This is a genomic window from Halalkalibacter nanhaiisediminis, from assembly GCF_007830185.1.
GTDB lineage: Bacteria > Bacillota > Bacilli > Bacillales > Bacillaceae_D > Halalkalibacter > Halalkalibacter nanhaiisediminis.
Genome location: NZ_VLKZ01000003.1, coordinates 85,727 through 102,339 on the forward strand (window position 1 = coordinate 85,727; position 16,613 = coordinate 102,339).

A 16,613-nucleotide genomic window follows, 5' to 3' on the forward strand; every position below is an offset into this window, starting at 1 on the left:
CGTGAAAGAGAGAATTCTCATTTTAGGTGGTGGCGTGATCGGGCTTGCCACGGCTTTTGAATTAAGTAGGCGTGATTATGACGTTACTGTTCTAGAGAAATCAACATGTGGGGGACAGGCTTCGGGCGCTGCCGCTGGGATGCTTGCGCCTTTTTCTGAAATTGGGGAAGATCCAGATGATTTTTTCTTGCTTTGTTTAGATAGCTTACGCTTATATAAGCAATGGCAGCAGGACGTCAAACAAGCGGCAAAGCTCGATTTTGAGTATTCAGAAAGTGGCAGCTTACATGCTGTATACCATGAAGCGGATGTTCTTAGCCTGCAAACCCGTCAATCATGGCAACGTGAATTTGGGGCAGAAGCAGAATTAATCACAGGTAATCGTTTAAGAGAGCTTGAGCCATCACTTTCAGAAGATGTGATTGCCGCAATGTATTATCCAGAGGAGAGCCATGTGTTTGCACCAGATTATGTCCGTGCACTTGAAGCGGCTTGCCGTCATCAAGGTGTGACCATAGTCGAACATCTAGAAAGCGTCGAGGTGTGTGTGTGGCAAAATGAGCTTTTGCTTCAAGCGGCAGATGGTCGAAAGTTTACAGGAGATCGTCTCGTTGTCTGCTCAGGGGCATGGTCAAAGGAGCTTGAGGATATTTTTGGCATTCGAATTCCTGTTTATCCGATACGTGGACAAATTTGTGCTTATGAAGTGCCAGTTGAGCAGGTTAAGCATATTGTTTATACGAGTCAAGGCTATCTTGTACCAAAGGGAAATGGTACGCTCGTAAATGGTGCATCAGAGGATATTGCTGGTTTCAAAACAGAGGTCACAGAAAAAGGAATTTCCCGGTTGACGAATTGGAATAAACGAATTTTCCCTTTTTTAGAGAAAAAAACACCTTTTCATACTTGGGCTGGCTTACGTCCAGCAACTCAGGATGGCTTCCCTTTAATCGGCAAATTAGAGCAAGCTTCACATGTTGTCTTTGCTACGGGACATTACCGAAATGGGATTTTGCTAAGTCCTGTTACGGCGATTGCTGTGGCTGATTTACTTGATAACAAACAGGCATACGCGCCGCTTGCAGCGTGCAAGCCAGAGCGATTTACATAGGAGTTGAACATAGATGACAATAGCAAAAGCATTAACAATTGCAGGCTCTGATAGTGGTGGTGGAGCGGGCATTCAAGCAGATCTTAAAACATTTCAAGAATTAAATACATTTGGGATGAGTGTGATTACAGCCCTAACAGCACAAAATACGTTGGGGGTTCATGGTGTCTTCCCGCAATCACTAGAAGCAATTGAAGCACAACTTAATGCAGTTTTATCTGATATCGGTACGGATGCTGTTAAAACGGGAATGCTGTTTTCTGCTGATATTATTTCCCTTGTGGCAACAAAGCTCAAGGAATATAAAGTAACAAATATTGTCGTTGATCCAGTGATGGTTGCCAAAGGAGGAGCATCTCTTCTTTTAGATGAAGCGACAAAAGCCTTGATTGAAGAGCTATTACCAATTGCAACAGTCATTACGCCAAATTTGCCTGAAGCAGCGAAAATAGTAGGACTAAAAGACATTACTTCTCTTGAAGAAATGAAACAAGTTGTTGTTGATCTTCATAAGCTTGGTCCAAAATATGTGGTCTTAAAAGGAGGCCATTTAACAGATGGTCCTGCTGTAGATTTATTATTTGATGGTAAGACGATTCATGAGTTAGAAACAAAACGAATTGATACAAAGCATACACATGGTACAGGATGCACCTTTGCGGCTGCGATTGCTGCTGAATTAGCAAAAGGTGCAGACATTGTAAAAGCGGTTGAAACAGCGAAAGCATTTATTACAATAGCCATTACCCATTCACTTCATATTGGTGGTGGAATTGGACCGACAAATCATGCAGCTTACCGTCGCTTAGCAAATGAAAAATAGGATTCGTGAAGCCAGCAGGGAGTAATCGCCCTGTTGGCTTTTCGTATGACGATTATTTCCTGTATAATGGACAAAGGATCGATATGTAGGAGAGTGAAATCATGTATGAAATTGAATGGAAGGCCGTTAGCAACGAACGGATTTCAACTGTTTCATTTTCAGTTGCGAAAGGTCAACTTGTGACCATCATCGGTCCGTCTGGAGCAGGAAAAAGCAGCATGCTCAAGCTGATGAATCGTTTAGAAGACCCTGATGAAGGAATGATTTATTATCAAGATAAGGCACTAACTGACTACCCTATAAAGGAATTAAGAAAAAAGATCGGGATGGCCTTTCAAACAGCTGCTCTCTTTGATGGCACAGTTGAAGACAATCTTTCATACGGCCCGAAGCTTCACGGAATAGAGTGGAGCGAAAAATGGGGACAGGAATTACTGGATGCTGTTCAATTGCCGAAGGATTTTATTCATAAGCCTGTAGAAGAGCTTTCAGGTGGGGAGCAGCAACGGGTGGCACTAGCTCGGACATTAGCGAATAAACCTGATGTTTTGTTGCTTGATGAGGTGACGAGTGCACTTGATTTACGCAATGTGGATTTAGTGGAAGATTTGATTAAACGACTACAGCAACAAGGGAAGACGATTTTGATGGTGACCCACGATGTTGAGCAAGCTGAGAGGCTTGGAGATATCACTCTCTTTCTAGAGAAAGGGAAGCTAGTAGAAACTGGCGAGACAGCTGCATTTTTTACAGAACCGAAGACGCAAGAAGCTAGACGATTTTTGTATCGTGATGAGGAAGGGGAGGAATAAATGGTACCTGACATTTCAAATACGTCGATGCTTTTTCTCATTGTTTTCGTCCTCATCCCACTTTCCTTGTCATATATGTATGCTCTTGGTCTAGGAAAAAGCATTACATGGTCCTCCATTCGAGGCGTTGCGCAGCTCTTTCTCATTGGGTATATTCTCACCTTTTTGTTCGGATTAGAACCATTCATTGGTATTCCGATTATGCTTACGGTTATGATTGTTGTTGCAGGATTTCATGCAGCTAAGAAAGGAAAAGGAATCTCGTCAGTTCATGGCGTCATTTTTCTAATCTTGCTTGCTGTTGAAGCAACGGTCTTATCGATGTGGCTCGCATTTGATATGATTGATTTTACAGCTGAGCAAGTAGTTCCAATGAGTGGAATGGTTATAGGAAATAGCATGGTTGCCATCGGGCTTGCTCTGGAACGGATGAAAAGTGAATTTCATGAGAATTATGATCGTTTACAAGCTGCTCTTGCTCTTGGGGCAACACCGAAGGAAGCAACGCAGCCATTGATTCGTAAAATTGTCAAAGCTGCGATGATTCCGAATGTTGATGGCTTGAAAACGATTGGCCTTGTGCAGTTGCCAGGGATGATGACAGGCTTAATTTTGGCAGGTGTATCGCCACATATAGCGATTCGTTATCAAATCGTAATTTCACTTAGTATTTTTGTTGCCGTATCGATTAGCGCGATGCTAGTAACGGTGTTAACCTATCGAGCTTTTTATAATAAGAACATGCAGCTAACGCGGATAGAATCCGATTAAAAGAGATAAAAAACTTTCATGAACCTTTTCTAACCAACTAACCAACTAGCAACTAACCAACTTTCACACAGAGAAGTAATGAGAATGAGAAGGAGAGACAAACAAAGATGTTTCGAGGGAATAAACCAGTACTGATTCTTCCTGCGATATTGATGATTGTCATGTTCATTGGCGGTTATCAGTTTTTACAAGGGTCAGAAGCAGCAACAAATGAAGAATTACAAGAAGTGATAGACATTCAGCTTGAAGCAAATCGAGCAAACGATGATCTACGAATTAGAGCGAATTGGGATTGGACGATTATGCCAGCTGAAGGCTTATACGGTGAAGACTATATCGGGATTGCTCTCATTGACCAGGACACAGGTGAGGCACGAACAGATCTTGAGTTTGTAGATTCACGCATTGAAGTATTATTCGGTGATCAAGTGATTGAAGAGGCAGAAGGTACAGTTGTGGATAACGGGATTATTTTTGCTTTTTCTAATAAAATGGATGAGAATGTGACATATGGCAACCTCGGTAGAGTAGAAGTAACGGTAGGAGGAGAAGAGTTGCAAGCAGATGATGTACAACTTCATTTCCTTCATACTTGGACTGAGCATAGCCCTCTTGATAAGGAGGATGCTACCTTTGCACAACCAACGTTTGGAAATGCAGCAAATGTTCCTTACTGGATTACAACACGTCCGTAATGTCTATGTCGCAGGCGAAAAAGGATTGGTACAAGCATGAAAATTCGTGGGCTTTCCTATCAAAATGGAATCTTTTATATCGGTAAAAATCATGTCGCTTGTGCCTATCATGACCATGGACGTTTAAAAAGCTGGCTCAAGCCTTTAAGCGCAGAGACCATGCTTGTGATGATAAAACAAGTGATGCTTTCGATGCCACTCTGGTTTAAAGCCTTAACAATTCTTTTCTTTGGTTTCATTTTTGTCCCTAAGATCTTATTGCTTTTTGTCGACAGTGGTTGGCAAGGTCTGCCGTACTATATGATCTTCTATTATCTATTTGGAACACATTTTCTTTTTCCAAAGCAATTAAGGAAATACCATGGGGCTGAACACAAAGTATTCAGTGACACAGGTGTGATTAGACGAGCTAGATTATCGCGTATCCAAAAAGCGGCCATTACGAATCGCTACTGTTCAACCAATATTGTTGTGATTTATTTTATAAGTGTGATCGTTTTGGCAGGGATAGTAGCAGTCTTCACGGGAAATACAGAAAGAGCACTAGCTATGGCTTCCTATAGTAGCTTACTAGCTATTCCACTTGTTAACATGTTGATGAATAGAAAAGAGTTTGGTTGGTTAAAAAAAAGTATACTTAGGGTATCATACTGGCTCCAGATTCATGTTACGACGGCAGAACCAGAGCGAAACCATTTAATGGCTTCGATTGAATCCTATCGTAAGCTTGCAGCAAAAGAATTTCCAGAAAGGCTAGTTGTCCATAGACCAAAGCCGAAAAAGGAGGAAAAACAGATGGCCATTGTCGATGTAACGATTATTCCAATTGGCACAGAAACACCGAGCGTTAGTCAGTATGTTGCTTGTATTCATGAAGTATTGAAGACCTATGAAGGAAAAGTGACATTCCAGCTGACGCCAATGAGCACGTTAATTGAAGGCGAGCTCCCAGTTTTATTTGAAGTCATTCAAGCGATCCACGAAGTGCCATTTAAGCATGGTATCAAACGAGTGGCAACAAATATTAGAATCGATGACCGTCGTGATAAACTTTCAACGATGGAAGGCAAGCTTGAAGCCGTTCAATCGAAGCTCGCGCAGACGAGTAGTGAAATCTATCAGCAAGATAAAATCAATTAAAAAACAGCTACCTTTCTTACTAAATCGATTTGGTAAGAAGGTAGCTGCTTCGTTATTCGTATGTTTTCATCATCGTCACATGCGGAATTCCTGCATCGAGAAATTCTCCTGATACCGTTTTGTAACCAAGCTTCGAGTAAAATTCCTCTGCTTGGCGCTGCGCGTTTAATTTCATTTTTGTTGCCCCTTCTGTGCGGGCGACTAGTTCAATTTTCTCCATTAAAACGCGTCCGACACCTTTTCCTCGAGCGGACTTTGCAATGCAAATTCGTTCCACTTTTCCATACCCGTCAACATAGCGAAGACGACCTGCTCCGATCGGTTGATTCTCTTCATCGTAGACAATAAAGTGTGTGGCTTCGTCTTCATATTGATCAATTTCTTCTTCCATCGGTACGTTTTGCTCGTTTACAAATACTTCTGTGCGAATGGCAAATGCATCCTCTAATTGTTGCTTTGTTTCTACTTTTTGTGCTTTCATAGTTGTGACTGTTCCTTTCCAAGACGGAATGTATCGTACACCGTCCATGATCCATTTTCTAGTTGGTAAAGTAGCTGCATGCGATCAATGATTTCTTCATGCTCAATTGTATTCAATTTCAAGCGACCAAGTATATCTGCAAGTTCCGTATCAGATAAATCCTGACCAATCATTAAATGAGGAATAAATCGGTACTTTGTATTCGCTTGAAACGGTTCTGTGTGAAGCCATTCATATAAATATGTTAATGATTCATGCTCATACATTTTATTGGTTATGCATACGGTAAAAGAGTCATTAATCCTCGTGGTAAATCTTTTTGCCAATATGTCCATGTGTGATCACCATCAAATTCATCATACGTGTACGTAAATGATTTTTCTTTAAGTAGCTCACTCAGCTTTCTGTTGGGCGATAAGAAATCGATCGTTTTCTTATCGGTCGTGACGACGGCTGTTTCTTTTAAACCGATGACGTGATAGAGTGAAATATCTTCTGACTTTTCAAAGGCAGAAATGACTTCAAATAGTTTTTTGTTTACATAAGGAGAATGCATCATGACTTGGCCGAATAGGCTGGGATACTCTACAGCAGCCATTAAGGAAACGGTTGCTGCAAGCGAGTCTCCGGCTAATGTTCGTCCTGATGCAAGCTGATGGGTTGGATAATGATCATCAATATACGGGACAAGCTCATTTGCTAGAAATCGAATATAGGCAGGTGTTTTTTCACCATTCGGATGATAGCGTTTTCTCCTTTCATCAACGGATGGATAAGGGACACCAATGATAATCGTTTCGCGCATTTCGGCATCTTCCATCAATTCCTCTGCCTGACGAGGGATGCGACCGAGTTGAAAGTAGTCACTGCCATCTTGGCAAATAAGAACATCGTATGTGTTTAAAGGTGTAAAGTTAGGTGGTGTATAAATAAGTAAGGAAATTTCTTCATTTAGTTCCTGACTGTTGATTTTATCTTCTGTAATCGTTCCTTGTAAGGGGCGTCTAGCCATTTAATCCTCTCCTAAACCTTTGCTTTTTCTTCCTTTATTTTACCTAATTCATAAAAGGAATGCTAGATTAAACGATGCCTCGACCTAACCGCATTAATAATGCTCAATCATGTCGAATAAAAGGTAGATATGGTAAAATGATGACATGAGGAGGAGATTAGATGAAGAAACCAGTCCCGTGTGAAGTAGTCGAACAAGCTGCTCGTCAAAAATTAGCAGAACGTGGTGTCACAATACAAGATATTGCTGATATCGTTTATGAGATGCAAGCGAAATATAGCCCGAATTTATCGATGGAAGAATGCTACGAAAGCGCGAATGCGGTATTATGTAAGCGTGAGATTCAACATGCGATTCTCGTCGGCATTGAACTAGATGTGTTAGCAGAGAAAAAACTGCTTTCGGAACCTTTGCAATCTATTGTTAAATCAGATGAAGGATTGTTCGGTGTTGATGAAACGATTGCTCTTGGTTCTGTTTTTGGGTTTGGAAGTATCGCGGTAACGACCTTTGGCTTTTTAGATAAACAAAAAGTCGGAATAATCAATGAACTAGATAAACGAAAGTCAGAAGTACATACGTTTCTTGATGATTTAGTTGCAAGTATTGCCGCAAGTGCATCAGCAAGGCTTGCACACCGCCTACGAGATAAAGAAGAAAATCGTCGTGTTAGCGATATTAAGAAGCGTGAAGATGAAGAATTGATTGGTTAATGAGTAGAAAAAGAGTTTGACTTAAGGATTGATACCTTAGTCAAACTCTTTTCTGATGTTGAAGCCAAATTGATTGTCTCTATTTTTCATCGCTTGGTGTTTAAGGTTATTGATTATTTGGTAAGGGTATACTTGAAAAAAGGCTAAAGGCCACAATGAAAGCACACATCTCGAATACGTGATGAGAGTAACATAGAATGAAGCGAGTAAGGATAAAAGATTTTTTAGAATACAGGTAATCAAGCCTTTATACGATATTAATGACAGGCGGATTCATTGTGCTCAAATACGAAATTTTGTACAATAATAAAGATGTAAGTGCTAAGAAAGGACAGGGAACGAGAATGAAACAATTGCCAAAATGGATTTATTATAAACAAGTGTTTCAATCGAAGTTTCAAGCTGGATGCGTGAAAGCAAAGATTGAAGATAATTGGGTAAATGGTTATGAAATTGGTCCGTTAGTTGAAATAAAAAAGCTACGAACGAATAAATATGTCGTTCGTTATACGTATGATGAAATCATGTAGTGTAGAAAAGAATGAGAGAAAGAGCTCTCATTCTTTTTTTGCGTGAATCATTAGCCCTGGTTGGATAAAGTGATCAAATTCTTCTGCAGTTAAATAGCCAAGCTTTAAGGCTGCTTCTTTTAATGTGAGGTTTGTGGCAAAGGCAAGCTTCGCTATTTCCGCCGATCGCTCATAGCCAATATGAGGATTTAAGGCGGTGACGAGCATTAAAGAGCGCTCAACATGCTCTTTAATAACATCTTCATTGGCACTAAGCCCAATCAAACAGTGATCATGAAAACTCTTAATCCCATCTGCTAGTAATCGAATTGATTGTAGAACATTATAGATGATGACGGGTTTAAAGACGTTTAATTGAAAATGACCTTGGCTTGCAGCAAACCCTATCGTGGCATCATTTCCAAACACTTGAGTAGCAACCATCGTCAACGCTTCACTTTGCGTCGGATTGACCTTTCCTGGCATGATTGAGCTACCAGGTTCATTCGATGGTATCGTTAATTCACCAATTCCAGAACGCGGGCCACTTGCGAGGAGACGGACGTCATTGGCTATTTTAAAGAAATCAGTTGCAAGGGCTTTTAAAGAACCATGAAAATAAACGAGTTCGTCATGACTTGTCAGAGCATGGAAGTAATTAGTGGATGTTAAAAAAGAAGTATGCAGTTGTAAAGAGAGTTGATCCACTACCTTCTCCCCAAAATCAGCACTTGCATTGATCCCCGTCCCAACAGCAGTACCGCCGATGGCAAGAGTTCTTACGTGCTTGAGGCTTTCAAGAATCATCGCTTCACTTTTTTTAACCATCATCATCCAACCGCTTATTTCCTGTCCAAGTGAAAGTGGGGTGGCATCCTGCATATGGGTGCGGCCAATTTTGACAATGTCCTTAAAATCTGCCGCTTTCTTTGCTAAAGTTGCTTTGCAAGTAGCAAGAGCCGGTAATAGTTGTTTAGTAGCTGTAAAGATGGTTGCTATATGCATCGCAGTAGGAAACGTGTCATTTGAGCTTTGTGAACGATTAACGTCGTCATTAGGGTGGACGACTAAATCAGATCCCTCTTTTTTAAGCCACTCGTTGGCCACTGTTGCTAGCACTTCGTTCATATTCATATTCGTTTGCGTGCCACTACCAGTTTGCCAGACGACAAGTGGGAAGTGATCATCGAGTTCTTCGTTTAACACCTTGTCTGCAGCATGGACAATCGCTTGTACTTTTAAATCAGGAAGTTGATTAGCAGCTCCGTTTACGATAGCGGCTGCTTTTTTGACATGAGCATACGCATAAATCAATTCGAGCGGCATTTTTTCAATCCCGATTTTAAAATTCATGAAACTTCTTTGTGTTTGTGCTCCCCAGAGACGATCTTCTGGGACAAGTACTTCTCCTAACGTATCTCGTTCAACTCTCATTTTCATAAGCTTCACCTCATCTTTGATCTATTACTTATCTAAGATATCCACTATTGAAATGCTTCAAACTAAACAAAATTTTTTAAATAAATCTGAGATAGTTTACTTTTTTCATGACACTTGATATAGTTACCGATGGTGTCGGACGTCTGACGATTAGATAAAATCTTACTTGATTCGACAAATGCATTGTTTGAATAGCAATAGTAGAAGTGCGACATATTAGACATGTGTAAGAATTGCTTGTGGATCAACGGACGAGACGTACATATCTGAATAGAGGTGTTATGATAGATGAACTTTTTATGGGGAATTGTAGGTATTATAACGGTCTTTGCAATCGCTTTGGCCATGTCATCAAATCGTCGGGAAATCAAGTTGCGGACGATTATTGGAGGACTTGTGATTCAAATTCTTTTTGCCTTGCTCGTTTTAAAGACAAGCTTTGGTCAAGATGCTTTACAAGGTTTAACAAATATGGTGCAGTGGATTATTGCATCAGCGAATGAAGGGATTAACTTCGTATTCGGTGGTTTTTTTGAAGAAGGTACTGGTATTGGCTTTGTCTTTGCGATAAATGTTCTTTCTGTTGTTATTTTCTTCTCAGCTCTAATCTCCGTGCTCTATTATATTGGATTCATGCAATTAGTGATTAAAATTATTGGCGGCGGACTATCATGGCTGCTTGGTACTTCAAAGACAGAATCAATGTCAGCTGCAGCTAATATTTTCGTTGGCCAAACAGAAGCACCACTTGTTGTAAAGCCGTATTTAAATAAAATGACTGATTCTGAATTATTTGCAGTTATGACTGGAGGGCTTGCATCTGTTGCGGGTTCTGTCTTAATGGGTTATTTTCTTTTAGGGGTACCGCTCGAATATTTACTAGCAGCAAGTTTCATGGCTGCACCTTCTGGTCTAATTATGGCAAAAATCATTATCCCAGAAACAAAAGAAAACACCAATCGATTAAATGAATTTAAGCTCTCAAAAGATGAAGAATCAACAAACATCATTGATGCAGCTGCAAGAGGCGCTAGTACTGGTTTATCGCTTGCTTTAAATATTGGTGCGATGTTAATTGCCTTTGTCGCGTTAATTGCCTTAATTAATGGGATTTTCTCTTTTGTCGGTGGATTTTTCGGTTATGAGCAGCTTTCACTTGAGTTAATCCTCGGCTTTGTGTTCGCACCGCTTGCCTTTTTAATCGGTGTTCCGTGGAATGAAGCAGTGATGGCGGGTGGATTCATTGGTCAAAAGCTCGTTGTGAATGAATTTGTTGCTTATCTATCGTTCGCACCTCAAATTGAAGAACTTAGTGAAAAAGCTGTCATCGTCATTAGTTTTGCCTTATGTGGCTTTGCAAACTTATCTTCTCTTGGTATTCTGTTAGGCGGACTCGGTAATCTTGCGCCTGAAAGAAGAAGTGACATTGCAAGACTTGGCTTACGTGCTGTCGCAGCTGGGATGCTCGCTTCTCTTTTAAGTGCAGCAATTGCAGGTATGATGATTTAATACGAACGAATGGAAACTAACCTCAGAAGGATGAGGTTAGTTTTTTTTAGTAATAATTCGATGATGTCTAGTTGCCAGAGGTTGTTTCAGTTAATAAATGGTTTCCTAAACACTGGAAAACATTGACGGGCTTCCAGCACTTCAGCTCGCTGACCAAGGGCTTTCATTTTTCTCAATTATTGACAATAGATGGTAGAGTTGCTACAATCAGTGTGTATTAAGTGTACTATATGTATTAATACACTTAGAGGAAGGTGGTGAAGCTGTGTTTATACGAATTAACCCAAGAAGTTCAACACCTCTTTATGAGCAGGTGATGGAGCAAGTAAAAGAGTTAATAGCTAAGGGGATTTTGGAAAGTGGGGAGCAATTGCCGTCTGTCCGAGACCTTGCCTCGCAAATTGTTTTAAATCCAAATACAGTTAGTAAGGCTTACAAGGAATTAGAAAGAAATGGCGTGATCGTCACGATAAGAGGAAAGGGAACGTTCGTAGCAGATGCATCTGATCGTAAACTTGATCTAAAGCAGCTAGAGCAATTGAGACAACAACTACAACGGCTTGTGATCGAGGCGACATATGCAGGAATTAAAAAAGAAGAATTGACCCAGTGGATAGAAGAAGAATTTCAAACATTAAAGGGAGAGGGAGATCGGAATGCAGATTGAACAAGTTAGTAAAGCCATTCATCGCAAGCAGGTGCTGACGAATATTGATTTCTCGATTGAGCCTGGAAAAGTGACTGGTCTTGTGGGACGAAACGGGGCAGGAAAGACTACGTTGTTACGTCTCTTAGTCGGTATTATTCAACCGACTATTGGCGATGTCAAACTAAGTGGGAAAAGCATTTATACGCATCCTGAGATGAAACAGGATATCGTTTTTGTACCTGATTCTTCAGAAGCGTTAAAAGGATACAGCATAAAAGAAATTGAACAGCTTTATCGTGATATTTATCCTCGTTTTGATCGTGCATTATTTTATCAATTAATTGATCGGTTTCAACTTCCGAGAAATGGGAGAATCCATTCCTTCTCTAAGGGAATGAAGGCACTTTTCTCTCTTATTCTTGCGTTCTCTACAAAGGCAAAATACATTTTGCTAGATGAACCAACTGATGGTCTTGATGTCATTGTCAAAAAGCGAATTTTACAATTCATCGTCGAAGCAGTAGCAGATTATCAAGTAGCAGTTGTGATTTCCTCTCATCGCTTAGATGAGCTCGAGTTTTTAGCTGATTCGATTATTATGCTAAAAGATGGTGAGATAACCCAAGAGTATTCGTTGGAGACATTGAAGGACTCGTATAAGAAAATTCAAGTCGTTTTTCCACACGGTATTCCTGAGGAGATTCAAGGAATAGGGACATTGTTACAGCAGACTGGAAAAGTATTTATTTTGATTGTAGAAGGAGAGCTTGAAGCGGAAATCGCGAAAATAAGAGCTGCCCGTCCATTGTATTATGAAGAACTACCAATCACACTTGAAGATCTTTTTGTCGCAAAACTTGGAGGTGATGATTTTGTCGGTTAAAGCATTATTTCGAAAAGAATGGAAACAGTCAAAAATGTATTTGTTGATGATAACACTCTTATTTATTTTTCTTTATCCGATGCGAGCCATACTGGGGCTGGAGGAATGGCGTGAACGAACGAATCAAGAATATTTCATGCCAGAACATGCTGTGCCAGGTGTATTTGGCCCTGGGTCATCAGGTATGCTGATTATCATTTTTCTCGTTCTTTTAGCAGTACAATTCATTGGAACTGAACGAAATACTCGTCGTCATGATTTTTCCTTTGCTTTACCGTTTAAGCGTAGAACAATGTTTTTGGTGAAATGGCTAATGGGTGCTGGAACAACGACCATTGTCATGCTCATCACCTTTACCATTGCGTATTTTCTCATTTCGACTTCGGAATTCGGAATGTATTTGGAGCCATCCTATTTTTCTCTTTTTCTTAGCCAATGGCTTGGTTATCTTGCTATGTATACCTTCACGTTATTTATAGGGACGATAACAGGAGAAATGGTTTCGCAAATTGCGTTAACATTTATTTTTACAATATTTCCAGTTGGGATTTTTGTGCTTATTGATTCGTTCATGCGCGTTCATGGCTTTGGATATTTTCAGTATTACGATATTTTTTCCATTCATTATTTAGTATGGCCACTTTATATTCTTTCGGGTCCATTTGGAATAGATGATTTACACCTTTGGGTACCCGCAGTTGCAACGATTGTTTTTCTTAGTGTTGGAGCCTGGCTGTATGAACGTAATCCGAGCGAGCATAACGGGGAATTTCTTCTTTTTAAACAATTAGAGCCCTTTTTTCGTGTTGGCATTATTGCTTGCTTTGCCTTGTTTGGAGGTATGATTGTCTCAAGTCTTGTTCCATTTTCACTAAGTAATGGGACGCAAATTTTATTTTACTGGATCGGTTTTGTTCTTTTTCTCATCTTAAGCTATTTGGTAACGAAGCGATTATTTGCTATGAATATTAAGGTGAAAGGAAAGTAAATAAGAGGTAGACCTAGGTCAACCTCCATTCGTGGCAGTGGTTACGTCGTTTTGCGTAATCACTGTTTTCTTTTGTTTGGTGGAAAGATAGACGCCTAATAAAACAACGATTCCACCGACTAAAGGACGCCATTCTGCTCGCCATAACGGTCCATTCTATAACAAAGAGGAAGGAAAATAAGGCTACCAATGAAAAAACGCATCCAAGCGATTGTAAAAGGTGGGACGGTGTCTATAAATACTTTTCCGATGATGAAATTACCAGAAAAAAAGATCATCGAGAGAGTAAGGATAAAGAAGGATGTGAAAAACGCAAAATAAAACCTCCAATCTGTATAGGTATAACATACAATTATTTCAAAAAATGCTTGACAGGAAGAAAAAGGAACTTTAAACTTTAATTGAACACTGGTTAATTGAAAGGTGAAGCAAATGTCTCCTCGACGTAAAGCAGAAAATGAACTAACAAAAGAGCATATTTTGGAAGCAGCCAAGGAACTATTTGCAGAGAGTGGCTACCATCAAGTCAGTATGCGTGCATTAGCGCGTAAACTAGAGTGCAGTCATGGTGCTCTTTATTATCATTACGATAATAAAGCTTCTCTTTTTACTGCCCTAATTGAGAAGGGCTTTTCAATGTTGAATGAACGCCTTGATGACATTGTAGCGGATCAAACAAAAACAAATCAGGAGAAACTTTTAAAGATTTTTAAAGGCTTCCTACAGTTTGGCATTGATTATCCCCATCATTATGAAATGATGTTTCAATTGAAGGATGATGATTTGCGGCACACAGTCCAAGCATCGTATGAAAGCTTTCAAAAATTCGGCGTAGCTGTTCAATCACTTGTCTCAACATCATTATCTCAAAAAGAAATATGGTCTTGTCTCGTTTCCCTTCACGGATTTGTTTCATATTTTATACGGGAAGGTCAGTCGTCTGCAGAACTGGAAAAAATGATTGATCATCATGCAGAATTTTTAGCTCGTGCTCTTCGATAAATAGGTAACTCAATCTTAAAAGGATTAAAAGTGTTTTAGGAGGATGAGTTACTTTGAATAAAATTGACCACTGGTTAATAAAAGGAGGATTTATTAAAATGGAAAAAGCAATTGTACTTGGAGCAACTGGAGCTATGGGTTATGCTCTTGTTCATCGCTTACAATCTAGTGGAGTAAAAACGTATGCGTATTGTCGCCATCTAAACAGGGCAAAAGAGTTATTCGGAGATTTGAATCATGTTGAGGTGATCGAGGGAGATGTTCGAGATACGATACGGTTAGAACAAGCAATGAAAGAGGTTGATATTACATTTGTTAGCTTAAATATTCCTTATCAAAAATGGTCAAGGGAACTGCTACCTCTTTTTGAAGAAGTGTTTAAAGTGGCGTTTGCGACTAAAACAAAAGTAGCAGTTGTTGATAACATTTATAGTTATAAAACAAATGAGCAATTGATTACAGAAGATACCCCGAGAGAGCCAGAAACAAACAAAGGAAAATTAAGAAAAGAATTATATTTGAATATGCAAGCATGGATGAAAAAAGGACTTTCGATTGTCATCGCTCATTTCCCGGATTTTTATGGACCGCACGCAGATAACACAATGCTTCAGCAAACAATTCAAACAGCACTAGCTGGAAAACGACCTCTATACCTTGGTCCAATGAATAAAAAAAGAGAATTTATTTATACATTTGATGGCGCAGATGCACTGATTACATTAGCAATGGATGAGACAGCTTATCAACAATCATGGAATATACCAGGTACAAAGCCTGAAAATGGGCAAGAAATCATCTCAATCCTTCAACGCTTGACAGGAAATACAAAAAAACCTTTTGTTGTTCGTAAACCAATGATTCGTTTTCTTGGGTTCTTTTCACCTTTTATGAGAGAGCTGACGGAAATGATGGATTTAACAGAGAACCCTGTTTTCTTAGACGGCACGAAGTATGAGCAAGCTTTTGTGCCAAGGGTAAGCACTTCCTTTGATGAAGGACTCAGACAAGTGATCAAACAAATGCAAAAACCCACGTAAAAAGAAATACAGACATCCCTAAGCAGGAATGTCTGTAACAATAGCCTTATTCAAATAACTTTTTATAAGCTGAGTAACCTTCTTTTTCAAGGTCTTCCTTGGCAACAAAGCGCAAGGCAGCTGAGTTAATGCAGTAGCGCAAGCCACCTGTTTGTACGGGGCCGTCATTGAAAACATGACCAAGATGAGAGTCGGCTTCCTTACTACGCACTTCTGTACGAATCATAAAATGACTAAAATCTTTTTTTTCGATGACTTCTTCTTCAACAATTGGTTTTGTAAAGCTAGGCCAGCCGCAGCCATGATCGAATTTATCTAATGAACTAAAAAGTGGTTTGCCTGAAACGATATCGACGTAAATTCCTTCTTCTGTATGTTCATAATATTCATTATGAAAAGGAGGCTCTGTTCCATCTTCTTGGGTTACGTGGTATTGCATCGGTGTTAGCTTTTGTCTTAGTTGTTCATTTTGCTTATTCATTTCGTTATTCCCCCAATGCTCTTCAATAAATCTTACTCGTCCAGAGCCTACACTGTATCTGTTGTAGTGAGCTGGATTCTTTTTGTAGTAATCTTGATGATACTCTTCTGCTGGATAAAAAGGTTTTGCGGGTAAAATTTGTGTTGCGACTGGCTTTGTAAAGCGTCCGCTTTGATCTAACTGGCGCTTTGATTCTTCAGCAATTGCTTTTTGCTCGTCTGAGTGATAAAAGATTGCGGTACGATAGGAATCACCGCGATCAAAGAACTGACCACCTGGATCTGTGGGGTCAATTTGTTGCCAAAAAATCTCGACTATTTTTTCATAAGGGAAGATGTCTGGATTAAATGTTATTTGAACAGCTTCATAGTGGCCAGTTGTTTCAGAACAAACCTCTTCATACGTCGGGTTTTCTTTATGACCACCTGTATAGCCTGAAAGGACAGACTCGATTCCGTCATATTGATCAAATGGTTTGACCATGCACCAGAAGCAGCCGCCAGCGAATGTTGCTTTCTCGAATGCTGGTGTTGTCATAAGGTATTCATCCTCTC

At 39.8% G+C, this 16,613-nt stretch carries 20 protein-coding genes and 1 pseudogene; 16 read left to right on the plus strand and 5 right to left on the minus strand.

Annotated features, from left to right (window positions below; genetic code table 11):
• The first annotated feature begins 1 nt into the window (after position 1).
• From thiO to IQ10_RS18875, 7 genes and pseudogenes are all read left to right on the plus strand, one after another.
• A complete protein-coding gene (thiO, locus tag IQ10_RS05685) occupies positions 2–1,111 on the plus strand; it encodes a glycine oxidase ThiO (RefSeq protein ID WP_144449526.1) in 1,110 nt (369 codons plus the stop codon).
• A gap of 13 nt (positions 1,112–1,124) precedes the next feature.
• Positions 1,125–1,934, plus strand: coding sequence for a bifunctional hydroxymethylpyrimidine kinase/phosphomethylpyrimidine kinase (thiD, locus tag IQ10_RS05690; protein ID WP_144449527.1), 810 nt, complete (start codon positions 1,125–1,127; stop codon positions 1,932–1,934).
• A gap of 101 nt (positions 1,935–2,035) precedes the next feature.
• On the plus strand, positions 2,036–2,746 hold the full coding sequence (locus tag IQ10_RS05695) for an ABC transporter ATP-binding protein (protein WP_144449528.1): 711 nt from the start codon (positions 2,036–2,038) through the stop codon (positions 2,744–2,746).
• On the plus strand, positions 2,747–3,517 hold the full coding sequence (locus tag IQ10_RS05700) for an ABC transporter permease (protein WP_144449529.1): 771 nt from the start codon (positions 2,747–2,749) through the stop codon (positions 3,515–3,517).
• 107 nt (positions 3,518–3,624) lie between these two features.
• Positions 3,625–4,212, plus strand: coding sequence for a hypothetical protein (locus IQ10_RS05705; protein WP_144449530.1), 588 nt, complete (start codon positions 3,625–3,627; stop codon positions 4,210–4,212).
• 36 nt (positions 4,213–4,248) lie between these two features.
• A pseudogene (locus IQ10_RS18870) lies at positions 4,249–4,929 on the plus strand (DUF1385 domain-containing protein); the annotation flags it as partial.
• A gap of 78 nt (positions 4,930–5,007) precedes the next feature.
• Positions 5,008–5,352 carry an MTH1187 family thiamine-binding protein gene (locus IQ10_RS18875; RefSeq protein WP_437177673.1) on the plus strand — a complete coding sequence of 115 codons (345 nt, stop codon included), beginning with the start codon at positions 5,008–5,010 and terminating at the stop codon, positions 5,350–5,352.
• Between the two features lie 52 nt (positions 5,353–5,404).
• On the opposite strand, the gene IQ10_RS05715 is transcribed toward IQ10_RS18875, so the two are convergent.
• Genes IQ10_RS05715 through IQ10_RS05725 form a run of 3 tightly spaced genes read right to left on the minus strand, consistent with a single transcriptional unit; the run spans position 5,405 to position 6,845 of the window.
• Positions 5,405–5,833, minus strand: coding sequence for a GNAT family N-acetyltransferase (locus IQ10_RS05715; protein ID WP_144449532.1), 429 nt, complete (start codon positions 5,831–5,833; stop codon positions 5,405–5,407).
• On the minus strand, positions 5,830–6,099 hold the full coding sequence (locus tag IQ10_RS05720) for a hypothetical protein (RefSeq protein ID WP_144449533.1): 270 nt from the start codon (positions 6,097–6,099) through the stop codon (positions 5,830–5,832). Before IQ10_RS05720 ends, IQ10_RS05715 begins: the two co-directional genes overlap by 4 nt.
• 8 nt (positions 6,100–6,107) lie before the next feature.
• Positions 6,108–6,845 carry an esterase family protein gene (locus tag IQ10_RS05725; RefSeq protein ID WP_144449534.1) on the minus strand — a complete coding sequence of 246 codons (738 nt, stop codon included), beginning with the start codon at positions 6,843–6,845 and terminating at the stop codon, positions 6,108–6,110.
• A gap of 161 nt (positions 6,846–7,006) precedes the next feature.
• Here IQ10_RS05725 and IQ10_RS05730 point away from each other — a divergent pair, with 161 nt between their 5' ends.
• Positions 7,007–7,558 (plus strand): phosphatidylglycerophosphatase A family protein, encoded by a 552-nt coding sequence (locus IQ10_RS05730; RefSeq protein WP_144449535.1) that lies wholly within the window; start codon positions 7,007–7,009, stop codon positions 7,556–7,558.
• Between the two features lie 344 nt (positions 7,559–7,902).
• Positions 7,903–8,088, plus strand: coding sequence for a hypothetical protein (locus IQ10_RS05735; protein ID WP_144449852.1), 186 nt, complete (start codon positions 7,903–7,905; stop codon positions 8,086–8,088).
• A 27-nt stretch (positions 8,089–8,115) separates the two neighbouring features.
• Here IQ10_RS05735 and fumC read toward each other — a convergent pair whose 3' ends face one another.
• A complete protein-coding gene (gene fumC, locus IQ10_RS05740) occupies positions 8,116–9,507 on the minus strand; it encodes a class II fumarate hydratase (RefSeq protein ID WP_144449536.1) in 1,392 nt (463 codons plus the stop codon).
• Positions 9,508–9,795: 288 nt separating this feature from the next.
• Between fumC and IQ10_RS05745 the strand changes: the two genes are divergently transcribed.
• The 7 genes from IQ10_RS05745 to IQ10_RS05775 all read left to right on the plus strand — a co-directional run bounded on the left by IQ10_RS05745 (position 9,796) and on the right by IQ10_RS05775 (position 15,578).
• Positions 9,796–11,016: a NupC/NupG family nucleoside CNT transporter gene (locus IQ10_RS05745; protein WP_144449537.1), complete on the plus strand. Its 1,221-nt coding sequence runs from the start codon at positions 9,796–9,798 to the stop codon at positions 11,014–11,016.
• A 265-nt stretch (positions 11,017–11,281) separates the two neighbouring features.
• Entirely contained in the window at positions 11,282–11,683 is a 402-nt protein-coding gene (locus IQ10_RS05750; protein WP_277877941.1) for a GntR family transcriptional regulator, read from the plus strand.
• Positions 11,673–12,548 (plus strand): ABC transporter ATP-binding protein, encoded by an 876-nt coding sequence (locus tag IQ10_RS05755; protein WP_144449538.1) that lies wholly within the window; start codon positions 11,673–11,675, stop codon positions 12,546–12,548. Before IQ10_RS05750 ends, IQ10_RS05755 begins: the two co-directional genes overlap by 11 nt.
• Entirely contained in the window at positions 12,538–13,536 is a 999-nt protein-coding gene (locus IQ10_RS05760) for an ABC transporter permease (protein ID WP_144449539.1), read from the plus strand. The genes IQ10_RS05755 and IQ10_RS05760 overlap by 11 nt, the downstream gene beginning before the upstream one ends.
• Before the next feature lie 189 nt (positions 13,537–13,725).
• The gene (locus IQ10_RS18530; RefSeq protein WP_277877942.1) at positions 13,726–13,857 is read left to right on the plus strand and encodes a hypothetical protein; all 132 of its coding nucleotides are present in this window, start codon (positions 13,726–13,728) and stop codon (positions 13,855–13,857) included.
• Positions 13,858–13,968: 111 nt separating this feature from the next.
• Positions 13,969–14,538 (plus strand): TetR/AcrR family transcriptional regulator, encoded by a 570-nt coding sequence (locus IQ10_RS05770; RefSeq protein WP_144449541.1) that lies wholly within the window; start codon positions 13,969–13,971, stop codon positions 14,536–14,538.
• Between the two features lie 53 nt (positions 14,539–14,591).
• Positions 14,592–15,578, plus strand: coding sequence for an NAD-dependent epimerase/dehydratase family protein (locus tag IQ10_RS05775; RefSeq protein WP_144449542.1), 987 nt, complete (start codon positions 14,592–14,594; stop codon positions 15,576–15,578).
• 46 nt (positions 15,579–15,624) lie between these two features.
• Here IQ10_RS05775 and msrA read toward each other — a convergent pair whose 3' ends face one another.
• On the minus strand, positions 15,625–16,596 hold the full coding sequence (gene msrA, locus IQ10_RS05780; protein ID WP_144449543.1) for a peptide-methionine (S)-S-oxide reductase MsrA: 972 nt from the start codon (positions 16,594–16,596) through the stop codon (positions 15,625–15,627).
• Positions 16,597–16,613 lie beyond the last annotated feature (17 nt).